Source organism: Streptomyces cellostaticus (assembly GCF_001513965.1).
GTDB classification, from domain to species: Bacteria; Actinomycetota; Actinomycetes; order Streptomycetales; family Streptomycetaceae; genus Streptomyces; species Streptomyces cellostaticus.
In genome coordinates this window covers 178,066-198,147 of record NZ_KQ948029.1, presented here as the reverse complement: position 1 = coordinate 198,147, position 20,082 = coordinate 178,066, and the positions used below count along the sequence as shown (strand labels likewise).

General features: G+C 71.6%; 14 protein-coding genes and 1 pseudogene. 12 read left to right on the top strand and 3 right to left on the bottom strand.

Annotated elements, in window-relative coordinates; translation table 11 throughout:
• The 12 genes and pseudogenes from AQI88_RS26385 to AQI88_RS26335 all read left to right on the top strand — a co-directional run.
• On the top strand, positions 1-1,597 hold a 1,597-nt coding region (locus AQI88_RS26385; RefSeq protein ID WP_067003810.1), incomplete at its 5' end, for a class I adenylate-forming enzyme family protein.
• Positions 1,594-2,514, top strand: coding sequence for a sugar phosphate isomerase/epimerase family protein (locus tag AQI88_RS26380; RefSeq protein WP_067003808.1), 921 nt, complete (start codon positions 1,594-1,596; stop codon positions 2,512-2,514). The genes AQI88_RS26385 and AQI88_RS26380, both read left to right, overlap by 4 nt.
• Before the next feature lie 9 nt (positions 2,515-2,523).
• Positions 2,524-3,951 (top strand): pentapeptide repeat-containing protein, encoded by a 1,428-nt coding sequence (locus AQI88_RS26375; RefSeq protein WP_079057808.1) that lies wholly within the window; start codon positions 2,524-2,526, stop codon positions 3,949-3,951.
• A complete protein-coding gene (locus tag AQI88_RS26370; protein ID WP_067003806.1) occupies positions 3,948-5,156 on the top strand; it encodes a DapH/DapD/GlmU-related protein in 1,209 nt (402 codons plus the stop codon). Before AQI88_RS26375 ends, AQI88_RS26370 begins: the two co-directional genes overlap by 4 nt.
• Positions 5,153-6,013, top strand: a complete 861-nt coding sequence (locus AQI88_RS26365) for a class I SAM-dependent methyltransferase (RefSeq protein WP_067003804.1) — start codon at positions 5,153-5,155, stop codon at positions 6,011-6,013. The genes AQI88_RS26370 and AQI88_RS26365 overlap by 4 nt, the downstream gene beginning before the upstream one ends.
• The gene (locus tag AQI88_RS26360; protein ID WP_067003802.1) at positions 6,010-7,230 is read left to right on the top strand and encodes a pyridoxal phosphate-dependent aminotransferase; all 1,221 of its coding nucleotides are present in this window, start codon (positions 6,010-6,012) and stop codon (positions 7,228-7,230) included. The genes AQI88_RS26365 and AQI88_RS26360 overlap by 4 nt, the downstream gene beginning before the upstream one ends.
• Complete coding sequence (locus tag AQI88_RS26355; protein ID WP_067003800.1) at positions 7,227-8,351, top strand: DegT/DnrJ/EryC1/StrS family aminotransferase; 1,125 nt, start codon at positions 7,227-7,229, stop codon at positions 8,349-8,351. Before AQI88_RS26360 ends, AQI88_RS26355 begins: the two co-directional genes overlap by 4 nt.
• Positions 8,352-8,371: 20 nt before the next feature.
• Positions 8,372-9,124, top strand: a complete 753-nt coding sequence (locus tag AQI88_RS26350) for a YggS family pyridoxal phosphate-dependent enzyme (RefSeq protein ID WP_067003798.1) — start codon at positions 8,372-8,374, stop codon at positions 9,122-9,124.
• 71 nt (positions 9,125-9,195) lie between these two features.
• Positions 9,196-10,497: a histidine--tRNA ligase gene (gene hisS / locus AQI88_RS26345; RefSeq protein WP_079057807.1), complete on the top strand. Its 1,302-nt coding sequence runs from the start codon at positions 9,196-9,198 to the stop codon at positions 10,495-10,497.
• A 204-nt stretch (positions 10,498-10,701) separates the two neighbouring features.
• Positions 10,702-10,796: pseudogene (locus AQI88_RS46085) on the top strand.
• A 182-nt stretch (positions 10,797-10,978) separates the two neighbouring features.
• A complete protein-coding gene (locus tag AQI88_RS26340) occupies positions 10,979-11,779 on the top strand; it encodes an alpha/beta fold hydrolase (protein WP_067003794.1) in 801 nt (266 codons plus the stop codon).
• Between the two features lie 4 nt (positions 11,780-11,783).
• The gene (locus AQI88_RS26335; RefSeq protein ID WP_067003792.1) at positions 11,784-12,560 is read left to right on the top strand and encodes a MerR family transcriptional regulator; all 777 of its coding nucleotides are present in this window, start codon (positions 11,784-11,786) and stop codon (positions 12,558-12,560) included.
• Between the two features lie 42 nt (positions 12,561-12,602).
• On the opposite strand, the gene AQI88_RS26330 is transcribed toward AQI88_RS26335, so the two are convergent.
• The 3 genes from AQI88_RS26330 to AQI88_RS26320 form a co-directional block, all read right to left on the bottom strand.
• Positions 12,603-13,490 carry a GNAT family N-acetyltransferase gene (locus AQI88_RS26330; protein WP_067003790.1) on the bottom strand — a complete coding sequence of 296 codons (888 nt, stop codon included), beginning with the start codon at positions 13,488-13,490 and terminating at the stop codon, positions 12,603-12,605.
• 57 nt (positions 13,491-13,547) lie between these two features.
• The gene (locus tag AQI88_RS26325; protein WP_244184317.1) at positions 13,548-16,772 is read right to left on the bottom strand and encodes a non-ribosomal peptide synthetase; all 3,225 of its coding nucleotides are present in this window, start codon (positions 16,770-16,772) and stop codon (positions 13,548-13,550) included.
• A gap of 187 nt (positions 16,773-16,959) precedes the next feature.
• Positions 16,960-20,079 (bottom strand): type I polyketide synthase, encoded by a 3,120-nt coding sequence (locus AQI88_RS26320; RefSeq protein WP_067003786.1) that lies wholly within the window; start codon positions 20,077-20,079, stop codon positions 16,960-16,962.
• Positions 20,080-20,082: the final 3 nt, after the last annotated feature.

Genomic DNA, 20,082 nt, shown 5'->3' with positions numbered 1-20,082 from the left:
GACCGACACCCCCGAGCGGCTCGACGTGCTCCTTGAGCAGGCCTGCACGCGCTTCGCGGACCGCATCGCCCTCGACGACGGTGAAGACGTCCTCGGCTACCGCGCCCTCGGCGAGCAGGGCCGCGCCCTCGCCGCCGCCCTGTCGTCGACCGGACACCACCGCGGGGACCCCGTTCTCGTCGCGGTGGACAACCGGTGCGGCGACCTCGTGTGCGAACTCGGCGCCTGGTCCGCCGGAGCGGTCGTGGTCCCGGTGCACCGCGACTCCCCCGCCCTGGTGCTGTCCTCCACCGCCGAACGCGTCGGCGCCCGGCTCCTGCTCGGCGACCCACGTCACCACCCCGCAGCCTGGCAGGACGCCACCGGCCCGACCGGCCACCCCTGGATCAGCGAGATCATCCGCGACCACACACACGACACCACGGCCGGCACCCCCGACGGCCTGCCGCGCCCGCCGGCCGAACTGGACGCCGATCAGGCCCTGGTGGTCTTCACCTCCGGCTCGACCGGCCGCCCCAAGGGCGTGGTGCTCTCCCACCGCGCCGTGCACACCAAACTCCGGGCGATCGCCCAGGTGCTGCCGTTCGGGGAGGGCCAGACCGCGCTGCACCTGCTGCACCTCAACTTCAGCTTCGGGCAGTGGACCTCGCTGCTCACCCTCGCCACCGGCGGCACCCTGCTGCTCACGCCGCGTTTCCGGGCCCGCCAGGTACTGGACCGCCTCGCGGGACGGCCCATCGACCGGACCGCCGTCGTCCCCAGCATGCTGCGCCTGATCCGCCGCGAACTCGAGGGCTCCCCGGACGGCTCCGCCCTCCTGCTGCGGCTCGCCGAGGCGGGCTCCCCCGGCACCTGGATCTGCGGCGGCGAACCCCTGCCCGCCGGACTGGGCCGCGCGATCAGGGCCCTGCTGCCGCACGCCGGGGTCGCCGATGTCTTCGGGCTGAGCGAGAGCGCCACCTCCGACTTCATCCTCACCCCTGACCGCTACGACGACGAGGCCGGCACCATCGGGCGCCCCTCCCCCGGCGTGGAGTACCGCATCATGCCCGTGCACGGCAGCACCGGGGCCGAGGCCGACGCCGGCACGGCGGCCCCGGCCCCCGGCGCGGCCGGTGAACTCTGGCTCCGCACTCCCCATCTGATGACCGGCTACCTCGACGACCCCGCCGCCACCGCCGCCACCATGGCCGGCCGCTGGCTGCGCACCGGCGACCTGGCCCGGCACCGGCCGCAGGACGGCCGGGTGGAACTGGTCGGCCGCGCCAAGCAGCTCATCGTGCGCGGCGGCGCCAAGATCTCCCCGCTGGAGGTGGAGGCCGCCTACGCCGACCACCCCGACTGCGCGGCCTGCGTGGCCGTCGGCGTCCCCGACGCCCTCCTGGGCGAGCGCCTCCATCTGCTCTTCGTGCCCCGCGCGGGCCGCATGCCCACCGAGGAGGAGCTGCGGGCCCACGGGCGGCACCGGCTGGAGGCCCACAAGGTGCCCGAGCAGGTGCACCGCATCGAGCAGCCCCCGTTGGGACGCACCGGCAAGACCGACCGGGCGGCGGCCGCGCGCATCGCCGCCGACGCCGCCCTGGGAGGTGTGTCATGACCCTGCTGGGCGTCTCCTCCGGTGTGCTGGCCGACCGCACCGATCTGACGGGACTGCTCGCCTATGAACCCGAGGTCGTCGAGTTCTACAACTACCGGCGGTCGATGCTCCCCGCGATCGGGCGGTTCTGCGCCCGCCACGGCATCCGGCCCGCGCTGCACACACCCGTCCCCTACGACGAGCAGCGCCCGCTGCGGCGGTTCGCCCCCACCGGCCCCGACCCGGACGAGGCGGCGACCGCACTGCGGATGACCGAGGCCACCGTCCGCTGCGCAGCCGACCTCGGCGCGCTCCATGTGGTCGTGCACTTCCCGAGCCCCTATCCGCCCTACCCGGCCGCGGGGTTCGACACCTGGTGCCGTGACTTCCTCGACGCCGCCTGCGGGCTGGCCCGCGAACACGGGGTCCCCGTGCTGGTGGAGAACCTCTCCGCCCACCCCCTGCTGCACACCGCGGCGCACTACCGCGACGCCCTCACCGGCCGCCCGGAGCTGGGGCTCTGCCTCGATCTCGGCCATGCCCATCTGCTCGGCCCGGAGCAGGGGCCGCTCGCCTACGCCCGCGCCCTGGGCCCCGTGGTGCGCAGCATGCACGTGTACAACACCACCACCGAGCGATACCCCGAGCACGGCCATGAACCCGCCCACGCCGGCCAGTCGGCCGCCGACGGCTACCTCGCGATGGCCGAGGTGCTGCCCGCGCTGCTCGACCTCACCGGCGCCCCCGCCGTCATCCTGGAGCACCGGCCCCCGGCACCCGGCGACCCGGGCCCCGAGCAGATCGGCCGTTGGATCCGCGCAGTGATCGGCCACCGCCGGCCGGGCCACCCCGCGCCGAACGGCCCTCCCCTTCGCACGCCGGGCGACCCCGGCCGCCCCGTACCCACCGAACCTCCCTGTCTGCCCGCCCACCTCTGAGGAACCCCGATGCCCGACACCGCCCCCCTGGAACTGCTGCGGCGCCTGGCCGCTGCCGACGACGCATCGCGCCCCGCGCTGCTCAAACACGTCTCCGAAACCACCCAGCGCCTGATCGACACCACCGGCCGCGGCATGGACCTCACCGAGGCCGACCTGAGCAGTCTCGACCTGCGCCGAGCCGACCTGCGCCGTGCCACCCTCAACCGGGCCCTGCTGCACGGCACCCGCCTTCAGGAGGCGGACCTCTCCGAAGTCACCATGGTCTGCCCGGGGATGGAACGCACCAACCTCACCGGAGCCAGCCTGCGCTCCGCCTACGTCCACGCCCTCGCCGCACAGACCTGCGTCTTCGACGGCACCGACCTGACCGGGCTGCGGGACGCCACCGGCACGCTCTTCCACGGGTGCAGCATGCGCGGCGCCCACCTGGACGACGGCCACCTGTCCGGCTCGTCGTTCTACCAGTGCGACCTGTCCGACGCCTCGATGCGCAACATGAACCTCCAGGGCGCGCTGATCAGCGAATGCCTCCTGGACGCCGCCACCCTGGACGGCTCCTGCGTCGACCAGCTCTCGGTCACCAAGTCCAGCCTCCGCGACACCTCGCTGCGCTCGGTGGCCGGTCACGGTCTGGCCCTTCAGCGGCTCACCGCCGCCGACGGCCTGGTGCTCGCCGACGCGGGGCTGCCGCAGCTCCGGCTCACCGGCATCCAGGCACACGGCTGGCAGGCGGCCGGACTCAAGGCCCCCGACGCCGACTTCACCGACCTCGCCGTCACCGCCGCCGACCTCAGCGGCGCCCAGCTCACCGGCGCCCGCTGGCTGCGCTGCACCCTGCCCCAGGTCCACCTCGGCGGCGCGTCGCTGAACAACGGCACCATGGTGGAGAGCAGCCTGCGCGGCGCGATCCTCACCGCCGCCCGCGGCGAGAACCTCCACATCGTGGAGAGCGACCTGTCCGACGCCGAGATGAGCACCTTCCTCGGCCGCTGCCTCACCGTGCGCGACTCCAGCCTCGCCCGGGCCAACCTCCGCCACGCCAACCTCTACCGCGCGATGATCACCGGTGATCCGCCGCGCGGTATGAGCCTGCGCCGCGCCGTCCTGGACGGTGCCACCCTCGTCCAGGCCTACTTCGCCGCCGACCTGCGTGAAGCCGGCCTGGTCGGCGCCAACTGCGCCTACAGCCGTTTCAGCCAGTCCGACCTGTCCGGCGCCCGGCTCGACGGCGCCGGCATGTACCAGTCCACCTGGGTGAAGACCGTCGTCACCGGCGCCTCCCTGACGGGTGTGAAGGCACCGGTGTTCACCGACCGCTGCCCGGGCCTCGCCGAAGCCCTGAAGCGCGACGGCGGGCCGGCCGCAACCGAGTTCGCCGCCTTCGTCGACAGCCTCGACGCCGCACTGGCGAAGGGCCGCAAGGGTTCGACATGACCATCGACCAGACCCCCGACGACGGCTCGGCCGGCCGGCGCCGGCTGATCGAGTCCGGAGTGACGCTCGGGCCGGGCGTACGCGCCTGGCTTGGCGCCGACGTCCGTATCGGCCGCGATGTGACCATCGGCGCCGGCACCGTCCTGGCCGCGGACACCCTCACCCTGGGCGACGGCGTCACCATCGGGGAGGACTGCGACCTGCGCGCCGGAACCCTCTTCCTGGGCGACGCCACCGAGCTCCAGCCCTCGGTCACCGTGTTCGTCGCCGATGCCTTCGAAATCGAGGGCGGCGGGCGCATCGAGTCCGGGACCCAGGTCACCTGCCGCTCCTTCCAGGCCGACCGGCTGCTCTACCTCGGCCAGGGCACCAGCGTCGGCTACGGCGGCACCACCGCCTCCACCTCGCATGTCGTCCTGGGCGCCCGGGTGGCGATCGGGCCGCACAGCATCCTCAACGCCAACCACCCCATCATCCTGGGCGACCAGGTCGGATCCGGCTCCCACCTCACCATCTGGACCCACGGGTTCCACTTCGGCCACCGCCTCCTGGACGGCTACCCCGCGACCTTCGCGCCGGTGCGCATCGAGCGGAACGTCTGGCTCGCCTACCACGCCACGGTGCTCCCCGGGGTGACCATCGGCGCCGACACCATCGTCGCCTCCGGCAGCGTCGTCAGCCGCGACCTGCCCGCCGGAGTACTGGCCGGCGGCGTGCCCGCCGCCGTCAAGCGCACCCTGGACCCCCGGCCCCCCCAGGGCGACGAGGCCCACCGGCGCATCGACGCCCTGCTCGACGACTGGATCGCCGAGCTCCACTGGAAAGGTCTGACCGCCGAGCGCACCCCCGACGGCGGCATCGACGTCGCAGGCCGCCACCGCGTGCTGCTGGTCACCGACGACACCGACCTCGACTCCATCAACGCCCACGCCAACGCGGCCGACCGGCGTGGCTTCCACCTGCTCACCGTGGACGACCGCCCCGACCTGCGCCCCTGGACCGGCCGCACCCGCGCCCTGTTCGAGCTGCGCTCCGGGCGGCTCAGCGGCGGCCTCGACGACGTCGGCCACGACCTGCGGGACTTCCTGCGGCGCAACGCCCTGCCCTGCGGCGACCAATTGCCCTTCCGCAGCCTGCCCGTCGAGGGATTCGCCCGGCTGGCCGCGCTCACCCGAAAACCCACCACCACCGGGATCGGCCGATGACCACCACCCCCCGCCAGGCGCCCCGCGCCACCACGCCGAAGACCCCGGCGCAGCACCCCGCACCGCCCGCGGTTCCGGCGCAGCACACGGCCCTCCCCGGGCCCGCCGGCGGCCCCCGCAATCTGGACCTGCGCTACGCCGACCGCCCCGTGGACAGCGAGCACCCGCACTACTTCCCCTTCGTCGTCGACCACGCCGCCCCCTGGCTGCGCGCCCACCCCGGCGGAACGGTGTGCGAAGTGGGCTGCGCGGCCGGAGCGTTCGCCCACTACCTCCTCAGCCGGCACCCCGCCGACCTGACCTGCGTGGACCTCCAGCCCGCACTGATCGAGTCGGCCCGGCGCCGCGTGCCCGGCGCCCGCTTCCGGACCGGCGACGTGCTGCGGCCCGACACCCTGCCCACCGGGCCGTTCAGGACCGTCTTCATGGTCGCCCTGCACAGCCACTTCGACGACCCCCAGCACTGGATCGACGCGCTGCTGCGCCTGACCGCGCCCGGCGGACGCGCCTATGTCTTCGGCCTGTTCAACCCCGAACCGGTGGACGTCGTCATCCGGCTGCGCCATCCGGACAGCGACCCCGAGTGGCTGCCCGGATGGAACCAGTTCTCCGTGCAGACCGTCAGCCGGCTGCTGGACCGGGCCGGACTGCACCACACCTTCCACCGCTACCTCCCCACCGCATCCCGCGCACGGCGGCCGGAGGACCCACTGCGCTCGCACACCGTGCCCGACCCCGACGCCACCGCGGACCCGGCGCCGGTGTACCTCAACGGCAGCCAGATGCTCCACCGCTTCGCCCTGCTGGAGATCCACCGGCCCGAGCCCGAAGCGGCCGACACCGGTGGCCGGTCATGACCGGCCACCGGCACCCGCCCGGCAGCGGCGCCCGCACCGCACCGCACCGCGGCGCACCTCTTCCCCACCCGCGCCGCGGCCGCCTCGCCGCCCACGGGCACAGCGTCTTCGCCGAGATGTCGGCCCTGGCCGAACAGCACGACGCCATCAATCTCGGCCAGGGCTTCCCCGACACCGCGGGCCCCGACGCCATCGTCGAAGCCGCCGTCCGCGCACTGCGTGCCGGCCACCACCAGTACCCGCCGGTCCCCGGGCTCCCCGGACTGCGCCGCGCCATCGCCGACCACCAACGGCATCGCTACGGGCTGGACATCGATCCCGACCGGGAGACCGTCGTCACCACCGGCGCCTCCGAAGCCCTGGCCGCCGCGCTGCTCGCCCTGACCACGCCCGGTGACGAGATCGTGGCCCTGGAGCCCTTCTACGACTCCTACGCCGCCTGCGCCACCCTGGCCGGAGCCACCCTGGTGCCGGTCCGGCTGCACGCCCCCGACTTCACCCTGGACACCCGGGAACTGGCCGCCGCGATCACCGAGCGCACCCGGATCCTGCTGCTCAACACGCCCCACAACCCGACCGGCGCGGTCCTCGCCTCCGAGCAGCTCCACGAGGTGGCCGCCCTGGCCCGGGCACACGATCTGCTGGTGATCTCCGACGAGGTCTACGAGCACCTGGTGTTCGAGGGAACCCACCAGCCCATCGCAGCACTGCCCGGCATGTTCGAGCGCACCGTCACCATCTCCTCAGCCGGCAAGTCGTTCTCCTTCACCGGCTGGAAGGTCGGCTGGGCGACCGGTCCCGCCGATCTGGTCACCGCCGTCCGCGAGGTCAAGCAGCACCTCTCCTTCGCCGGCGGCACACCCTTCCAGCACGCCGTGGCCGACGCCCTCCGCCTCCCCGAGGAGTACTTCACCGCCGCCACCGACTCCCTGCGGCGACGCCGGGACCTCATGACCGACGGGCTGCGCGCAGTCGGCTTCGCCGTCCGGCCGCCGCGGGGCACCTACTTCATCACCGCCGACATCACGCCTCTCGGCGAGCGGGACGGGATGGACTTCTGCCGCGCACTGCCCTCCCGCTGCGGCGTCGCCGCCATCCCCCACCAGGTCTTCTACGCCGACCCGGACGCCGGACGCCGCTACGTCCGCTTCGCCTTCTGCAAACGCGAAAGCGTGCTGCACCAGGCACTGGAAAGGCTGGAGAAGGGCCTGACATGACCTCGCAGGAAGCCCACCCCCAGCGCACCGGGGAGCCGGCCACCACGTCGGCCCCGCACCACGGGCCGCCGATCCCGCACAACGGGCCGCTGGTCACCGAAGAGGACATCGCCGCCGTGACCGAGGCCCTCCGCTCCGGATGGCTCGCTTCCGGCCCCCGGACCGCAGCGCTCGAGGAGGCGTTCGCCGAGCGCTTCCACCCCATGCACGCCTGCGCCGTCTCCTCCGGCACCGCAGGGCTGACACTGGCACTGCGCGGCGCCGGGCTCGGGGACACCGGTGCCACCGTCGCCGTCCCCACCTACGGCTGCTCGGCCCTGCTGGACGCCGTACTGGCCGCCGGCTGCACCCCGATGGTCGTGGACATCACCGAGCGGACACTGACCCTCGATCCCGAACGGCTCGACCGGGCAAGCCGTCTCGACGCCGTCATCGCCGTGCACACCCACGGCCACCCCGCAGACCTGGACGCTCTGCGCCCCAAGGCCGCACTGCTGGTGGAGGACTGCTGCCAGAGCCTGGGCGGCCACGACGAGCAGGGACGCCCCCTCGGAGGCATCGGGGATGCCGCGGTGTTCTCCTTCTACGCCACCAAGGTGATCAGCGCGGGTGAGGGCGGGATGCTGCTGCAGTCCGACCGGGCGGCCTGGGAACGCGTCCGCGTCCACCAGGACCCGGCAGCCCGCGAGATCTACACCCCGCGGTTCAACCACCGCCTCCCCGACCCTGCGGCGGCCCTGGCGCTCAGCCAGTTCCGGCGACTGGACCGCATCGTCGCCCACCGCCGCACCCTCGCTGCCCGCTTCACCGCGGCCCTGCCACCGCACATCGCGCCCCCGCCGGGCCTGGCTCCCGGCCAGGTGCCCTACCGCTACTGCCTGCGGGCCGCCGACCGCGCCCAGCAGCAGCAGTGGATCGGCCACCTGCGCGCCGCGGGCATCTCGGCCGACCCCCTGATCCCCGCCCGGCATCTGCTGCACCGGCAACTGGGGCTGGAGCCGCAGGAGTACCCCGTGGCCGAACGCGTCGTGGACAGCACCGTCTCGGTACCGCTGTTCGCCGCACTCACCGACGAGCAGGCCCACCGGGTGGCAGCGGCCCTGACCGGCCTGCCGGACTAGCGAACGAGAAGGGCCCCACCGTGACCACACCCCTGCGTCCCGCCCCCGAGGTCTCCCGGGAACCCGACACCCGCGAGACCCGACGGGCGTTCCTGGCCGAGCGGCTGGCCGCCGTCCGCAGCCGGATCGCCCATGCCGCCCAGGCGGCCGGACGCGACCACACCGGAATCACCCTCATCACCGTCACCAAGACCTGGCCCGCCGAGGACGTCCGCCTGCTGGCCGGGCTGGGCGTCCGCGACGTGGGAGAGAACCAGGACCAGCAGGCGTCCGGGAAGGCAGCGGCCTGCGCCGACCTCTCACCGGCCCTGTCCTGGCACTTCATCGGCCAACTCCAGACCAACAAGGCGCCTTCGGTGGCCCGTTATGCCGACATGGTGCACTCCGTGGACCGTACCTCCCTGGTGGCCGCACTCGGCAAGGCCGCCCGCCGGACGGACCGGGAACTGCGCTGCCTGATCCAGGTGAGCCTGGACGGGGCCCCGGGCCGCGGCGGGGCCCACCCCGACACGGTGCCCCGGCTCGCCGCACTCATCGCCGACGAGCCCCTGCTCACGGTGGCCGGGGTGATGGCCGTGGCCCCGCCACAGGAGCCGGCCGAGCGGGCGTTCGCCCGGTTGCACCGGGTCCGGGAGCAGCTGCTCGGCGACCATCCCGGTGCCGGGGTGATGTCGGCCGGCATGAGCGGCGACCTGGAGGCCGCGATCGCCGCGGGTGCGACGCACATCAGAGTGGGCTCGGCCATCCTCGGCCGACGAACGCCCGCCCGCTGATCACCCTGATGGCACGTCAGTACCCCTTGCTAGAATGTCAGCCATCTCACATCACCCAGAGGAGCCCCTTCGTGAGTCGTCTGCTGCCCACCGCTCCCTACCGAGGCACGAGGGATTTCCTCCCCGCCGAGATGTCCGTCCGGCAGCAGGTGTTCAACCATCTGTACGAGACGGTGGAGCGCTACGGCTACGGGCGGTACGACGGGCCGATCCTGGAGTCCGCGGAGATCTACGAGGCGAAGTCCGGCCAGGAGATCGCGGACCAGCAGCTGTACTCCCTCACCGACCGGGGGGGCCGCCGGCTCGCGCTGCGCCCGGAGATGACTCCCTCGGTCGCCCGGATGATCGCCGGCAACGCCGGCAGCCTCCAGTTCCCGGTTCGCTGGTACAGCCACGTCAACTGCCACCGCTATGAGCGGCCGCAGCGCGGCCGCACCCGCGAGCACTGGCAGCTCAACGTCGACATCTTCGGGTCCGACAACCCGAACTGCGAGATCGAGATCTTCGAGCTCATCCACGATGTGATGAACTCGCTCGGCGCGACCCGCGACATGTGGCTGCTGCGCGTGGGCGACCGGGCCATCCTCAACAGCGTCCTGCGCGATGTGGTGAAGGTGCCGGAGAGCGCGCACCAGCAGACCATGGCTCTCATCGACCGCTGGGAGAAGGTGCCGACCGAGAAGCTGCGCGAGGACGCCGCCGAGTTCGGCCTCGACGGCCGGATGTTCGACCTCCTGGAATCCACTCTCCGCTCCGGGGCCGAGGTGCTGCCCGACCTCCCCCAAGAGGTCCGGGAGACCTCCGCGCTGGCCCGGGTGATGAAGAGCGAGGCCAAGGACCTCTTCGTCTTCGACCCCTTCATCGTGCGCGGCCTCCAGTACTACACCTCCACCGTCTTCGAGGTCTTCGACCGCTCCCCCGCCAACAACCGCTCGCTCTTCGGCGGCGGCCGCTACGGCGATCTGGCCGGTCTCTTCACCACCCAGCGCATCCCGGGCATCGGCTTCGGCATGGGCGACGTCACCCTGCACGACTTCCTCGACACCCATGGCCTGCTGCCCGAGGCCAAGACCGAGGTGGACGTCACCGTGATCCCCGTCGACGACGATCTGGTGCCCGCCTCCCGCGAGGTCGCCCGGCGGCTCCGACAGGCAAGGATCCGCACCTCGACCACCCTGGAGCCGCGCAAGCTGGGCAAGGAACTCGCCCGCGCCGACCGCAGCGGCGCCCGCTACGCGGTCATCGTCGGCCGCGACGAGTGGCAGCGCCAGGCCGTGGTCCTGCGGGACCTCGAGGGCAAGGCGCAGCATGAGATCGAGCTGACCGACGTGGTCGCCCACCTCACGGAGCGCCTGGCCGCTCCGGGAGCCTGAGCCCCGCCCGCACCGGGAAGCCCGTCCGACCGAGGACCGACGGCCGCTCCGCGAGGTCGGGGTGGTCGACCTTGAGGCTCCGAGGTACCCGCCATTCAGCATGCTCAAGCAGTCCGCGTCAGGGGCGGATCAGGGTCCCGTCAGGGGCCCCTGCCAGTCTCGTTCACGTGAACGGCACCGGACACCGCCCGGGGCCGGGAACGAGGAGAGGTGCCCGGAGTGGTTGATCGGGGACCAGCGAGCACGCCTCGAGGTCGGGCCCCCAGGGGCCCACGCAGGTTCGAATCCTGCCCTCTCCGCCGGGAACGACACCCGGATGCCTCGGCCGCATGGGGCCGGGTAAGAGTGCAGGATGCCGAGCCGCCACCGTCTTCAGGTGCCTGCGGCGGTTCGGGGTCGTACGGGCTGAACGACAGAGTCCAGGATCCGGCTCAAACTCGCGGGTTGACCTTGACCCAGGGTCAGGGTGGACGCTGATTGCATGACCAGCTCTCCTGCCTCTACCTGGACCGGCATGGTCCCCGTCGACGACACGGCCCTGGCCGTCAGCGACACGCGCGGCCCTGGCTTTCCCGTCGTCTATCTGAACGGCTCCTATGCCGACCACCGGCCATGGCGGCCCGTGATCGCTGAACTCGGCACCGACTGGCGACACATCACGTTCGACGAGCGGGCCCGCGGCCGGTCGAAGCGGTCGGCGGACTACTCCTTCGAGGCGTGTGTCCGAGACGTCGATGCCGTCCTCGAGGCGACCGGGGTGGACCGGCCGCTGCTCGTCGGCTGGTCCTACGGTGCGGCGCTCGCGGTGCACTGGGCCGACCGGAATCCGGACCGGGTCCTCGGGGTGGTGTCCGTGGACGGCGCCGTTCCCTACGGTCTGACCGGCGAGGAGGGCCGTGAGCGGATCCGGCGCCTGTTCCGCCGGATGCGGTTGCTGCTGCCGCTGTTGCGCCCACTGGGCATGGCCGCGCGGATGACCGCTGACCAGCATGCCGATGTCAACATCGAGGCCAACGAGATCAACGCCTCCATCGAGCCGGTCCTCGAGCGCTTGACCTGCCCGGTGCGGTACGTCCTCGCCACGGGTGCCAGCCTCGGCGGGGGCCAGGAGGAGATGGAACAGATGCGGGCCTCACTCGATCCGGTGCTCGCCCGGAACCCGAACGTCAGGGTGAGCGCGAAGGTCGCGAGCAACCACTCCCACATTCTGCGCAAGGACTTCCGGGCCATCGCCGAGGCCGTACGCGAGACCGCAGCCGCTCACGATCAGAGGGCCCACTGAGCAGATGGTCTACGGACTCACGATCGGTAAGGCGGCCGCGTTCGCCGACGTCACGGTGAAGACCGTGCGCCACTACCACCGGCTCGGCCTGGTCGACGAACCGGAACGCGACGGCTCCGGTTATCGCCGGTACGGATCGTCCGATATGTTGCGGCTGGTTCAGGTTCGGACGCTCGCCGGCGCGGGCGTGCCGCTGGCCGAGATCGGAGGTCTGCTCGACGCCGATCCTGAGCGGTTCGCCTCCGCCCTGGACGACGTCGAGCGGCGACTCACCGATCGGATCGAGGAGCTGATCGCGCGGCGCGCGGTGCTGCACCGGCTCGCCGCAGGCGACCGGCTCCTGCTGCCCGAGCGCGCCTGCCTGGCCTTGGACCGGCTCGCCGAGCTCGGCTTCAGCGCCGACTACGTGGCCATCCAACAGGAAGCCCTGATCCTGGCCCGTGCCCTGGTTCCGGAGGTCTTCGACAGCTTCCTGATCCAGATCGAGCGCCAGCTCGGCGACCCTGAGTACGTCGAGTTGATGAAGCGCTGCCAGGACGCCGAGTCGTGGGATCCGGACGACCCACGGCTCGACGAGCTTGCGTACGCCCTGTCCGCCAAGCTGCTGGCCAACCGTGAACTTCTGGCGATGCCGGCCGAGTTCCGGGCCAGGCCCGACGCCGCCACCCGCTACGGGCTGATCAACCACCACCGGGAAGACCAGGCGCCGGCGGCTGCCCGGCTGAACGAACTGCTCGAGGCGAACCTGCGCGCAGCCGGCGTCGCCATCCCGCATCAGTGACGGCCGCCCGGCAGGCCCGGCCCTGCTGCGGCGACTTCGTTCCTACGGGCCTGCACAGCTCGCAGAGATGGCGGTGGAGAAGTCGTATCCGGTGAAGTCGGCCATCGGGACGTACCCGATTCGCCGGTAGAGGGCGTTGCTGGTGGGGTTGGCCGGGTTCGTGAACAGGACGACGTCCGTTGCGCCTGTGGTCAGCGCGGCTCTGCTCACCTCGGCTGTCACGGCGCCCGCGTAGCCGCGGCCCCGGAGGTGGGCCGGGGTGTAGACGGGGTCCACCCGGATCATGCCGCCGACCATCGAAGTCGAGCCTGCCATGGAGACGGGGGTGCCGTCCGGGGTCTCCCAGAACGTGAAGTGTTTGTCGGCGAAGCGCGAGTCGGCCCAGGAGTCGGCGTCCATGGAGGGGGCCTCTCCGACGGCGGCGACGAACTCACTGCACAATCGGACGAGTTGTTCGTGGTCCTGCGCGTCCACGGCTCGACCCCGGCCGTCTGGGCGCGGCTTGGGTGGGGTGAGCGTGCCGAGACGGTGGAGACGGCCCCGCCAGCTGGGTACCGGCGCTGCGCCTGTGTGCCGCTGCCATGCCTCGGCGAAAGCGGTGGCGGTGGCGTGGTCCGCGGTGACGCCGCAGAGGGGGTGGCCGAGGGCGACCAGGTGGGCGGCGAGGGTGTCGGCATGCTCGGGGGAGAGCGGGGTGAGGGTCAGGCGGTGGGACGGAGGGCGGTAGAAGATGGCGCGGACCTCGCCCCCTGACTCCATTCGGCCGAAGACGGTGGCTTCGGCGCCGTGTGCGTCCGCCCCGTGTGTGCGCAGTTTCTCGGTCACCGTCAGCGGCGTGGTGTGCAGGGCGGGGCGCGAACGCAGGAAGTCTCCGGCTCGGGCGAGAAAGTCTTCGATGTCTTCGGTGAGGTGCCAGTCATCCGGGCGCATGCTTCATGCTCCCGGATGTACTCGGCGGGCAGGCCACGGTCGGGCGACGGACAACGCTCAGAGGACTGCGCCGTCCTTCGTCCTCCTGCGCAAGGTCGGCCTGCTGGACTGGGCGAGGTCGTTCCACATGTCCGAGAGACCGGTGATGGTGCGCGCCGCGAACAGCCTGCGGATGGACACCTCTTGGTTCAGCTCCGCCCGGATCAGGCCGACCAGCCTGATCGCGCGCAGTGAGTTGCCACCGAGGTCGAAGAAGTCCTCGTCGATGCCGACCCGGTCCAGTTCGAGTACTTCGGCGAACGCTGCGGCCAGAACCCGCTCGGTGTCGTTGCGCGGTGCCCGGTACGTGCCGTCATCGAACTCGGGATCCGGCAGCGACGCCCGGTCCACCCTCCCGTCGGCCGTCACCGGCAGGCGTTCCAGCACCGTGAACACCGACGGCACCATGGACTCCGGCAACCGCCCTGTGGCGAACCGGCGCAGCTCCTGATCCGAAACGGCCTGGCCGCTCACCGGGACGACATAGGCCACCAGCCGCTGCTGCCCGGAGCTGTCCTCCCTGACGACCACTGCCGACTGCGCCAGCCCGGTGTACTCGGACAGCGCCTCTTCGACCTCGGCCGGCTCGACCCGGACGCCACGTATGTCTGTCCGGGCGTCGGCTCGGCCCACGTACTCGAGCCGGCCGTCGGTACCCCATCGCACCCGGTCTCCGGTCCGGTACATGCGCCGGCCGGTCGGACCGAACGGGCAGGGCACGAAACGCTCCGCGGTCGGCCCGGGGCGTCCGGGATATCCACGGGCCACGCCGGGCCCGGCCACGTACAGCTCTCCTGTCACGCCGACGGGGACCGGTGCCAGTCCCGGCCCCAGCACGTAGAGGGCGGTGTTGTCCATCGGGCGGCCGACCGCGCCCGCGTGGTGCACCGGTTCGTGCGCGGCCAGGCGGTGGGATGCGGCGAACACGGTCGTTTCCGTCGGACCGTGACCGGCCACGATGGTCAGCTCGGGGCAGGCCTGCCGCACCCGTCGCACCGCGGCCGCGGGCACGCGGTCACCACCGGTCCACACCTCGCGCAACCCGGCCACGCACTCGGGGCGTTCTGCCGCGATCGCCGAGAAGAGGGCGGCGGGCAGCCACACCGTGGAGATCTCGTTCGCCGCTCGCGCCTCGGTCAGCGCGTCGATGTCCAGGTCCCCCGCAGGAGCCACGACCACCCGGCCGCCGTTCAGCAAGGGCACCCACACGTCGAGGGCGAGCGCGTCGGAGGTGTGCGGCGCATGCCACAGCACGGTGCTGCGTCCGGCCTCCTGCCAGTGGCGATCCAGGACGAACCGCTCCATGTTCCGGTGCGTCACAGCGACGCCTGTGGCCGCACCGGTCGATCCGGAGCCGTACATCACGGCCAGGAGGTTGTCCTGATGCGACGGGACCGGGACCTCCGGCACATCGTTGCCGTCATCGTCGGCGGTGTTCGTGCAGATGTCGTCGAACAGCATCGTCGGAACATTCAGGTCGGAGGCGAGCGCTCGGGCTGTCGGCGCATCGGTGAGCAGTGCGTGCGCCGGAGAGTCGCTGACCTGCGGCCTGATCCGCTCCGCCGGGGACGCCGGGTCGAGCGGCAGGTAGGCTCCGCCCGCCTTCACCACTCCCAGCAGGGCGACGACCAGGTCCACCGATCGGGGCATCGCCACCGCCACGACCGTCTCGGGTCCGACGTGCCGCCTGCGCAGCGCCTCGGCCAAGCGGCCCGAACGCTCGTCCAGCTCCCGGTACGAGACCGCCGAGTCGCCGGACACCATCGCGACGGCATCGGGGTCCCGCTCCACCTGTCGGGCGAACAGTTCCGGAACCGTCAGCCCGGGCACCGGCGCATCCGTGTCGTTCGGCGCCGTCAGCACCCGGTCCCGCTCGGCACCGCTGACCACGTCCAGCGCGCCGACCGGCTGCGCGTCGGCGGCCACCACGGCACGGATGCAGGCGATCAGCTCCTCGCCGATGAAGCGCAGCTCCGCGCGGGAGTAGAGGCTCGCCGGGGCGTCGAGCCGGATGAACAGGTCGCTGTCGGCGCTTCCGTCGGTGTAGACGCCGATCGACAGTTCGTCGAAGGCCCCGGTCGTCCCGCCGAGGTAGCGCGCCGGGCTGTCGGCGAAGTGGAGCTGCTCCACGAACTCGACGACGTTCATGACGGCGCCGAAGCTGCCGCGGTCGCTCAGGACGGTTTCGCTCGCGCGCTGGATGTCCGAGTAGTGGCAGGCGGTGTGGCCGAAGATCTCGTACGTCTCGTCGACCATCGCGTCGGCGATCTCGGTGAAGGTCGCACCGAGCGGAACGCCGACCCGCACCGGCACCACGTTCACCGCCAGACCGGGCGTCCTGCTCGCCACCCCGACCCGATTGCCCACGGCCAGGGAAAGGAGGAACTCGGGACGATCGCAGCGGTGCCGGAAGAACACCGCCGCGGCCGCGGTCAGCAGCGTGGACATCCACACACCCATGGACTTCGCGGTCTCGGTCCACGCGTCCGCCTCGTCGCGCACCACGGTCAGTGTCCGGCTGACCATGCCGATGGGCTCGGTCAACTCCCCCCAGCGGTCGGCGCTGCTCATCGGTTCGCTGAGCGCGGACCGCATCGAGTCGGACAGGGCGACGCGCGGAACCTGCGCGGGCGCGGGCGCATCCGCCAGGTAGTCGCGCCAGAACTCCGTGTCATCGGTGAACTTCTGGGAAGCCTGGTACTCCGCTGACTCGGCCGCGAACGACTCGGCATCCCACGGGTGCGGCAACTCCGGCACCTTCTCCCCCCGCACCAGCGCCGTGTACACCTCGGCGAGGCGCCGCGACAGCAGGCCACCTGTGCCGAAACCGTCCGATATGAGGTGGTGGTAGGCGATCACCACGAGAGAGCGGGCCGCGGCGAGTTTCACCACGCCCAGTCGGAACAGCAGATCCCGCTCCAGGTCGAACGGCTTTTGCACCAGGTCGGCCAGTGCTTCGCGTGCCGCCTGCTCGGGATCGGTCTCGGCGGCGAGATCCAGGAAGAACGGCCGCCAGTCGCCCAGTTCCCGGGGGATCAGCCGCAGTCCGCTGCCGTCGTCGACGAAGTTGACGCGCAGCACTTCCGCCTCGCCCAGCACGTGCAGGAACGCGGATTCCATGACCTCCGCGTCCAGTTCGCCGTCCACATCCCACATGGTCAGCGCATGGTTCAGCGTGTCGGGAGAAACTTTCTCCGCCAGCCACAGTCCTTTATGCGCAGACGACGCACCGAACGAACGCACACGGATCAACCCCTCAGAAAACAGGTCCGGGAATCGGAGGAATTCGCAGATCACCTCCACCTTCACGGAAGGTGAATCGGCCGGTCAAGACAATCTGGTGCCGGTGCGGGACAGGCCGCGGTCGAGCTTGCGGTGTCCCGCCGGCGGGACATTCCTACGGGGAAAGAGCGCCCGGAACACCAGGAGATCAGCGCGGGCCGCACTTGGCCATCGAGGACGTGATGTGCTCGGCGACCAGTCTCGGTGACGGGTGCCGCAGCACCAGATTCGCCCTCAGTTTGAGTCCGGTCGACACGGTCAGGCGTTTGCTCAGCTGCGCCGACAGCAGCGAGTCGAATCCGATCTCCGTGAACTCCTGGTCGGGGTTGACGGATTCGCTGGAGGGGTGTCCGAGCACGACGGCGACCTTCTCCAGGACGTGGTCGAGGACGAGTGCCTTCGCGTCGTCGTCGGGGAGGGCGGAGAGCCTGTCCGGCAGGGGGACGAGGTGGTCATCGTCTGCCGGCAGCTCCGTCGGGGGCGCCTCCGCCGCCACCGCCGTGTGCGAGGAGTTCAGCCAGTACCGCTGCCGCTGGAACGCGTACGTCGGAAGGTCCACCCGCCGACGCGTCCCGAACAGGGCATCCCAGTCCACGGCCCCGCCCTGGACGTGGAGCCCGGCCAGCGAGCCGAGCACGGACTCCACCTCGTCCCGGTCCCGCCGCGACGACGACAGGACCACCGCGTCGGCCACGTCCTCGACCATCTCCTGCACCGGGACGGTCAGGACAGGGTGCGGGCTCATCTCGATGAACACCCGGAAACCGTCGTCGGCCAATCGCCGGACGGAGGATTCGAAGAGGACTTTTTCGCGCAGGTTGTTGTACCAGTAGTCGCCGTTCAGCTCTGCGGTATCGATGATCTCGCCGTACAGGGTCGAGTAGAACGGCAGACTCGACGATTTCGGGCTCACGTCGGACAGTGAGCCGATCACCTGGTCACGCACCCGGGTCACCTGGTGTGAATGGGAGGCGTAATCGACCGATATCCTCCGGGCCTGAGCGCCTTCGGCCTTCATCTTCTCGACGAATTCGTCGAGTGCGTCCGGTTCCCCGGACACCACCACCGAGCGGGGTCCGTTGACAACGGCGATGCTCACGCTCTCGCTCCACGGAGCGAGACGTTCCGCCACGACCTTCGCGGACTCCGCGACCGATGCCATCCCGCCGTGGCCGATCAGATCCACCAGAGCCTTGCTGCGCAGCGCCACGATTTTGGTGGCGTCCCTCAAGGACAACGCACCGCACACGTAGGCGGCGGCTATCTCGCCTTGGCTGTGCCCCACCACGGCGGCCGGTTCCACACCCCAGGACCGCCACAGGCCGGCCATGGACACCATCACCGAGAACAGCGCCGGCTGAACCACATCCACCCGGTCCAGGGCCGGCGCCCCTTCCACGCCGCGCACCACGTCGAGCAGCGACCAGTCGACCCACTCGGCCAGTGCGGCCGCGCACTCGTCGAGGGTCTGCGCGAAGACCGGGAAGGTGTCGTACAGCTGCCGGCCCATACCGACCCACTGCGACCCCTGCCCAGGGAACATGAAGACGGTACCGCCGGGCTTCCCGGCGACACCGCGCACCACTGCGGCGGACTCCGCGCCCTCGCTCAACGACGCAAGGCCGCTCAGCAGCTCGTCCCGGTCGCGCCCCAGCACCACCGCACGGTGCTCGAACCGCGCCCGGCCCGACACCAACGACCAGCCGACATCGGCGAGGTCCAGGCCCGCATCGGCAGCGGCGAGATCGCGCAGCTTGCCCGCCTGCCGCTCCAGGGCCGCCGCGCTCTTGCCCGACACCACCCAGGGCACGAGGCCGCCGGCGACGCCCGAGTCCGGACCGCGCTCGTCGGCCTGCTCCTGCGGCGGTGCCTCTTCCAGGATCACGTGCGCGTTGGTGCCGCTGACTCCGAACGACGACACCCCGGCCCGCCGCGGACCGTCCGCCCGGGTCCACTCACGCCCCTCCACCAGCAGTTCGACCCCACCGGACGACCAGTCCACGTGCTGTGAGGGCGCATCCACGTGCAAGGTCTTGGGCAGGTGCCCGTGGCGCATGGCCATCACGGCCTTGATGACCCCCGCGACCCCGGCAGCGGCCTGGGCGTGACCCATGTTCGACTTCAGGGACCCCAGCCAGAGCGGCCTGCCCTCAGCCCGGTCCTGGCCGTAGGTCGCCAGCAGAGCACCTGCCTCGATGGGATCCCCCAGCACGGTTCCGGTGCCGTGGGCCTCGACCAGGTCCACCTCCGAGGCCGCGACTCCCGCGTTCGCCAGTGCCTTCAGGATCACCTTCTCCTGGGCGCGGCCGTTGGGAGCGGTCAGCCCGTTGCTGGCCCCGTCCTGGTTCACCGCGGAACCGCGGACGACAGCCAGCACCGGGTGGCCGTTGCGCCGGGCGTCGGACAGCCGCTCGAGGAGCAGCACACCCACCCCCTCGGCCCAGCCGGTCCCATCGGCTCCGTCCGCGAAGGACTTGCACCGGCCGTCGGCCGACAGACCGCGCTGCCGGGAGAACTCCACGAAGATCGCGGGCGTCGACATCACCAACGCCCCGCCTGCCAGCGCCAGCGAGCACTCCCCCGAACGCAGTGACTGCACCGCCATGTGCAGGGCCACCAGCGACGACGAACACGCCGTGTCCACGGACACGGCCGGCCCGGTCAGCCCCAGCTCGTACGCCACCCGGCCGGACGCGACGCTCAGCAGGCTGCCGTGCAGCAGGTAGCCCTCCAGCTCGCTCTGGCCCGCCTCCAGGAATCGCCACCCGTACTCGGGCGAGCTCACCCCGGAGAAGACGCCGACGTCGGCCCCGCGCACGTCGGCGGGAACGATGCCTGCCCGCTCGAAGACCTCCCACGACGTCTCCAGCAACAAGCGCTGCTGCGGATCGATCGCCAGCGCCTCACGCGGACTGATGCCGAAGAAGCCCGCGTCGAAGCCGGCCACGTCCGTCAGGAACCCTCCGTGACGCACGTACGAGCTGCCGAGGGTGTCGGGATCCGGATCATACAAGTCCCGCCACCCGCGGTCCCCCGGGAACTCGTCGACGACGTCCCGGCCGCTGCGGATCACCTCCCACAGCTCCTCGGGCGAGGACACACCTCCCGGGTAGCGGCACGCCATGGACACCACGGCGATCGGCTCGCCGCGGCCGGCTTTCAGGACGTCGTTCTCCTGCCGGAGGCGGTCGCGCTCCTCCAGCAGCGTGCGAAGCGCCCGCTGGACCCGGTCCGCGCCGTCCGCTGTGCGATCCGCGGAGTTGGTCATGTC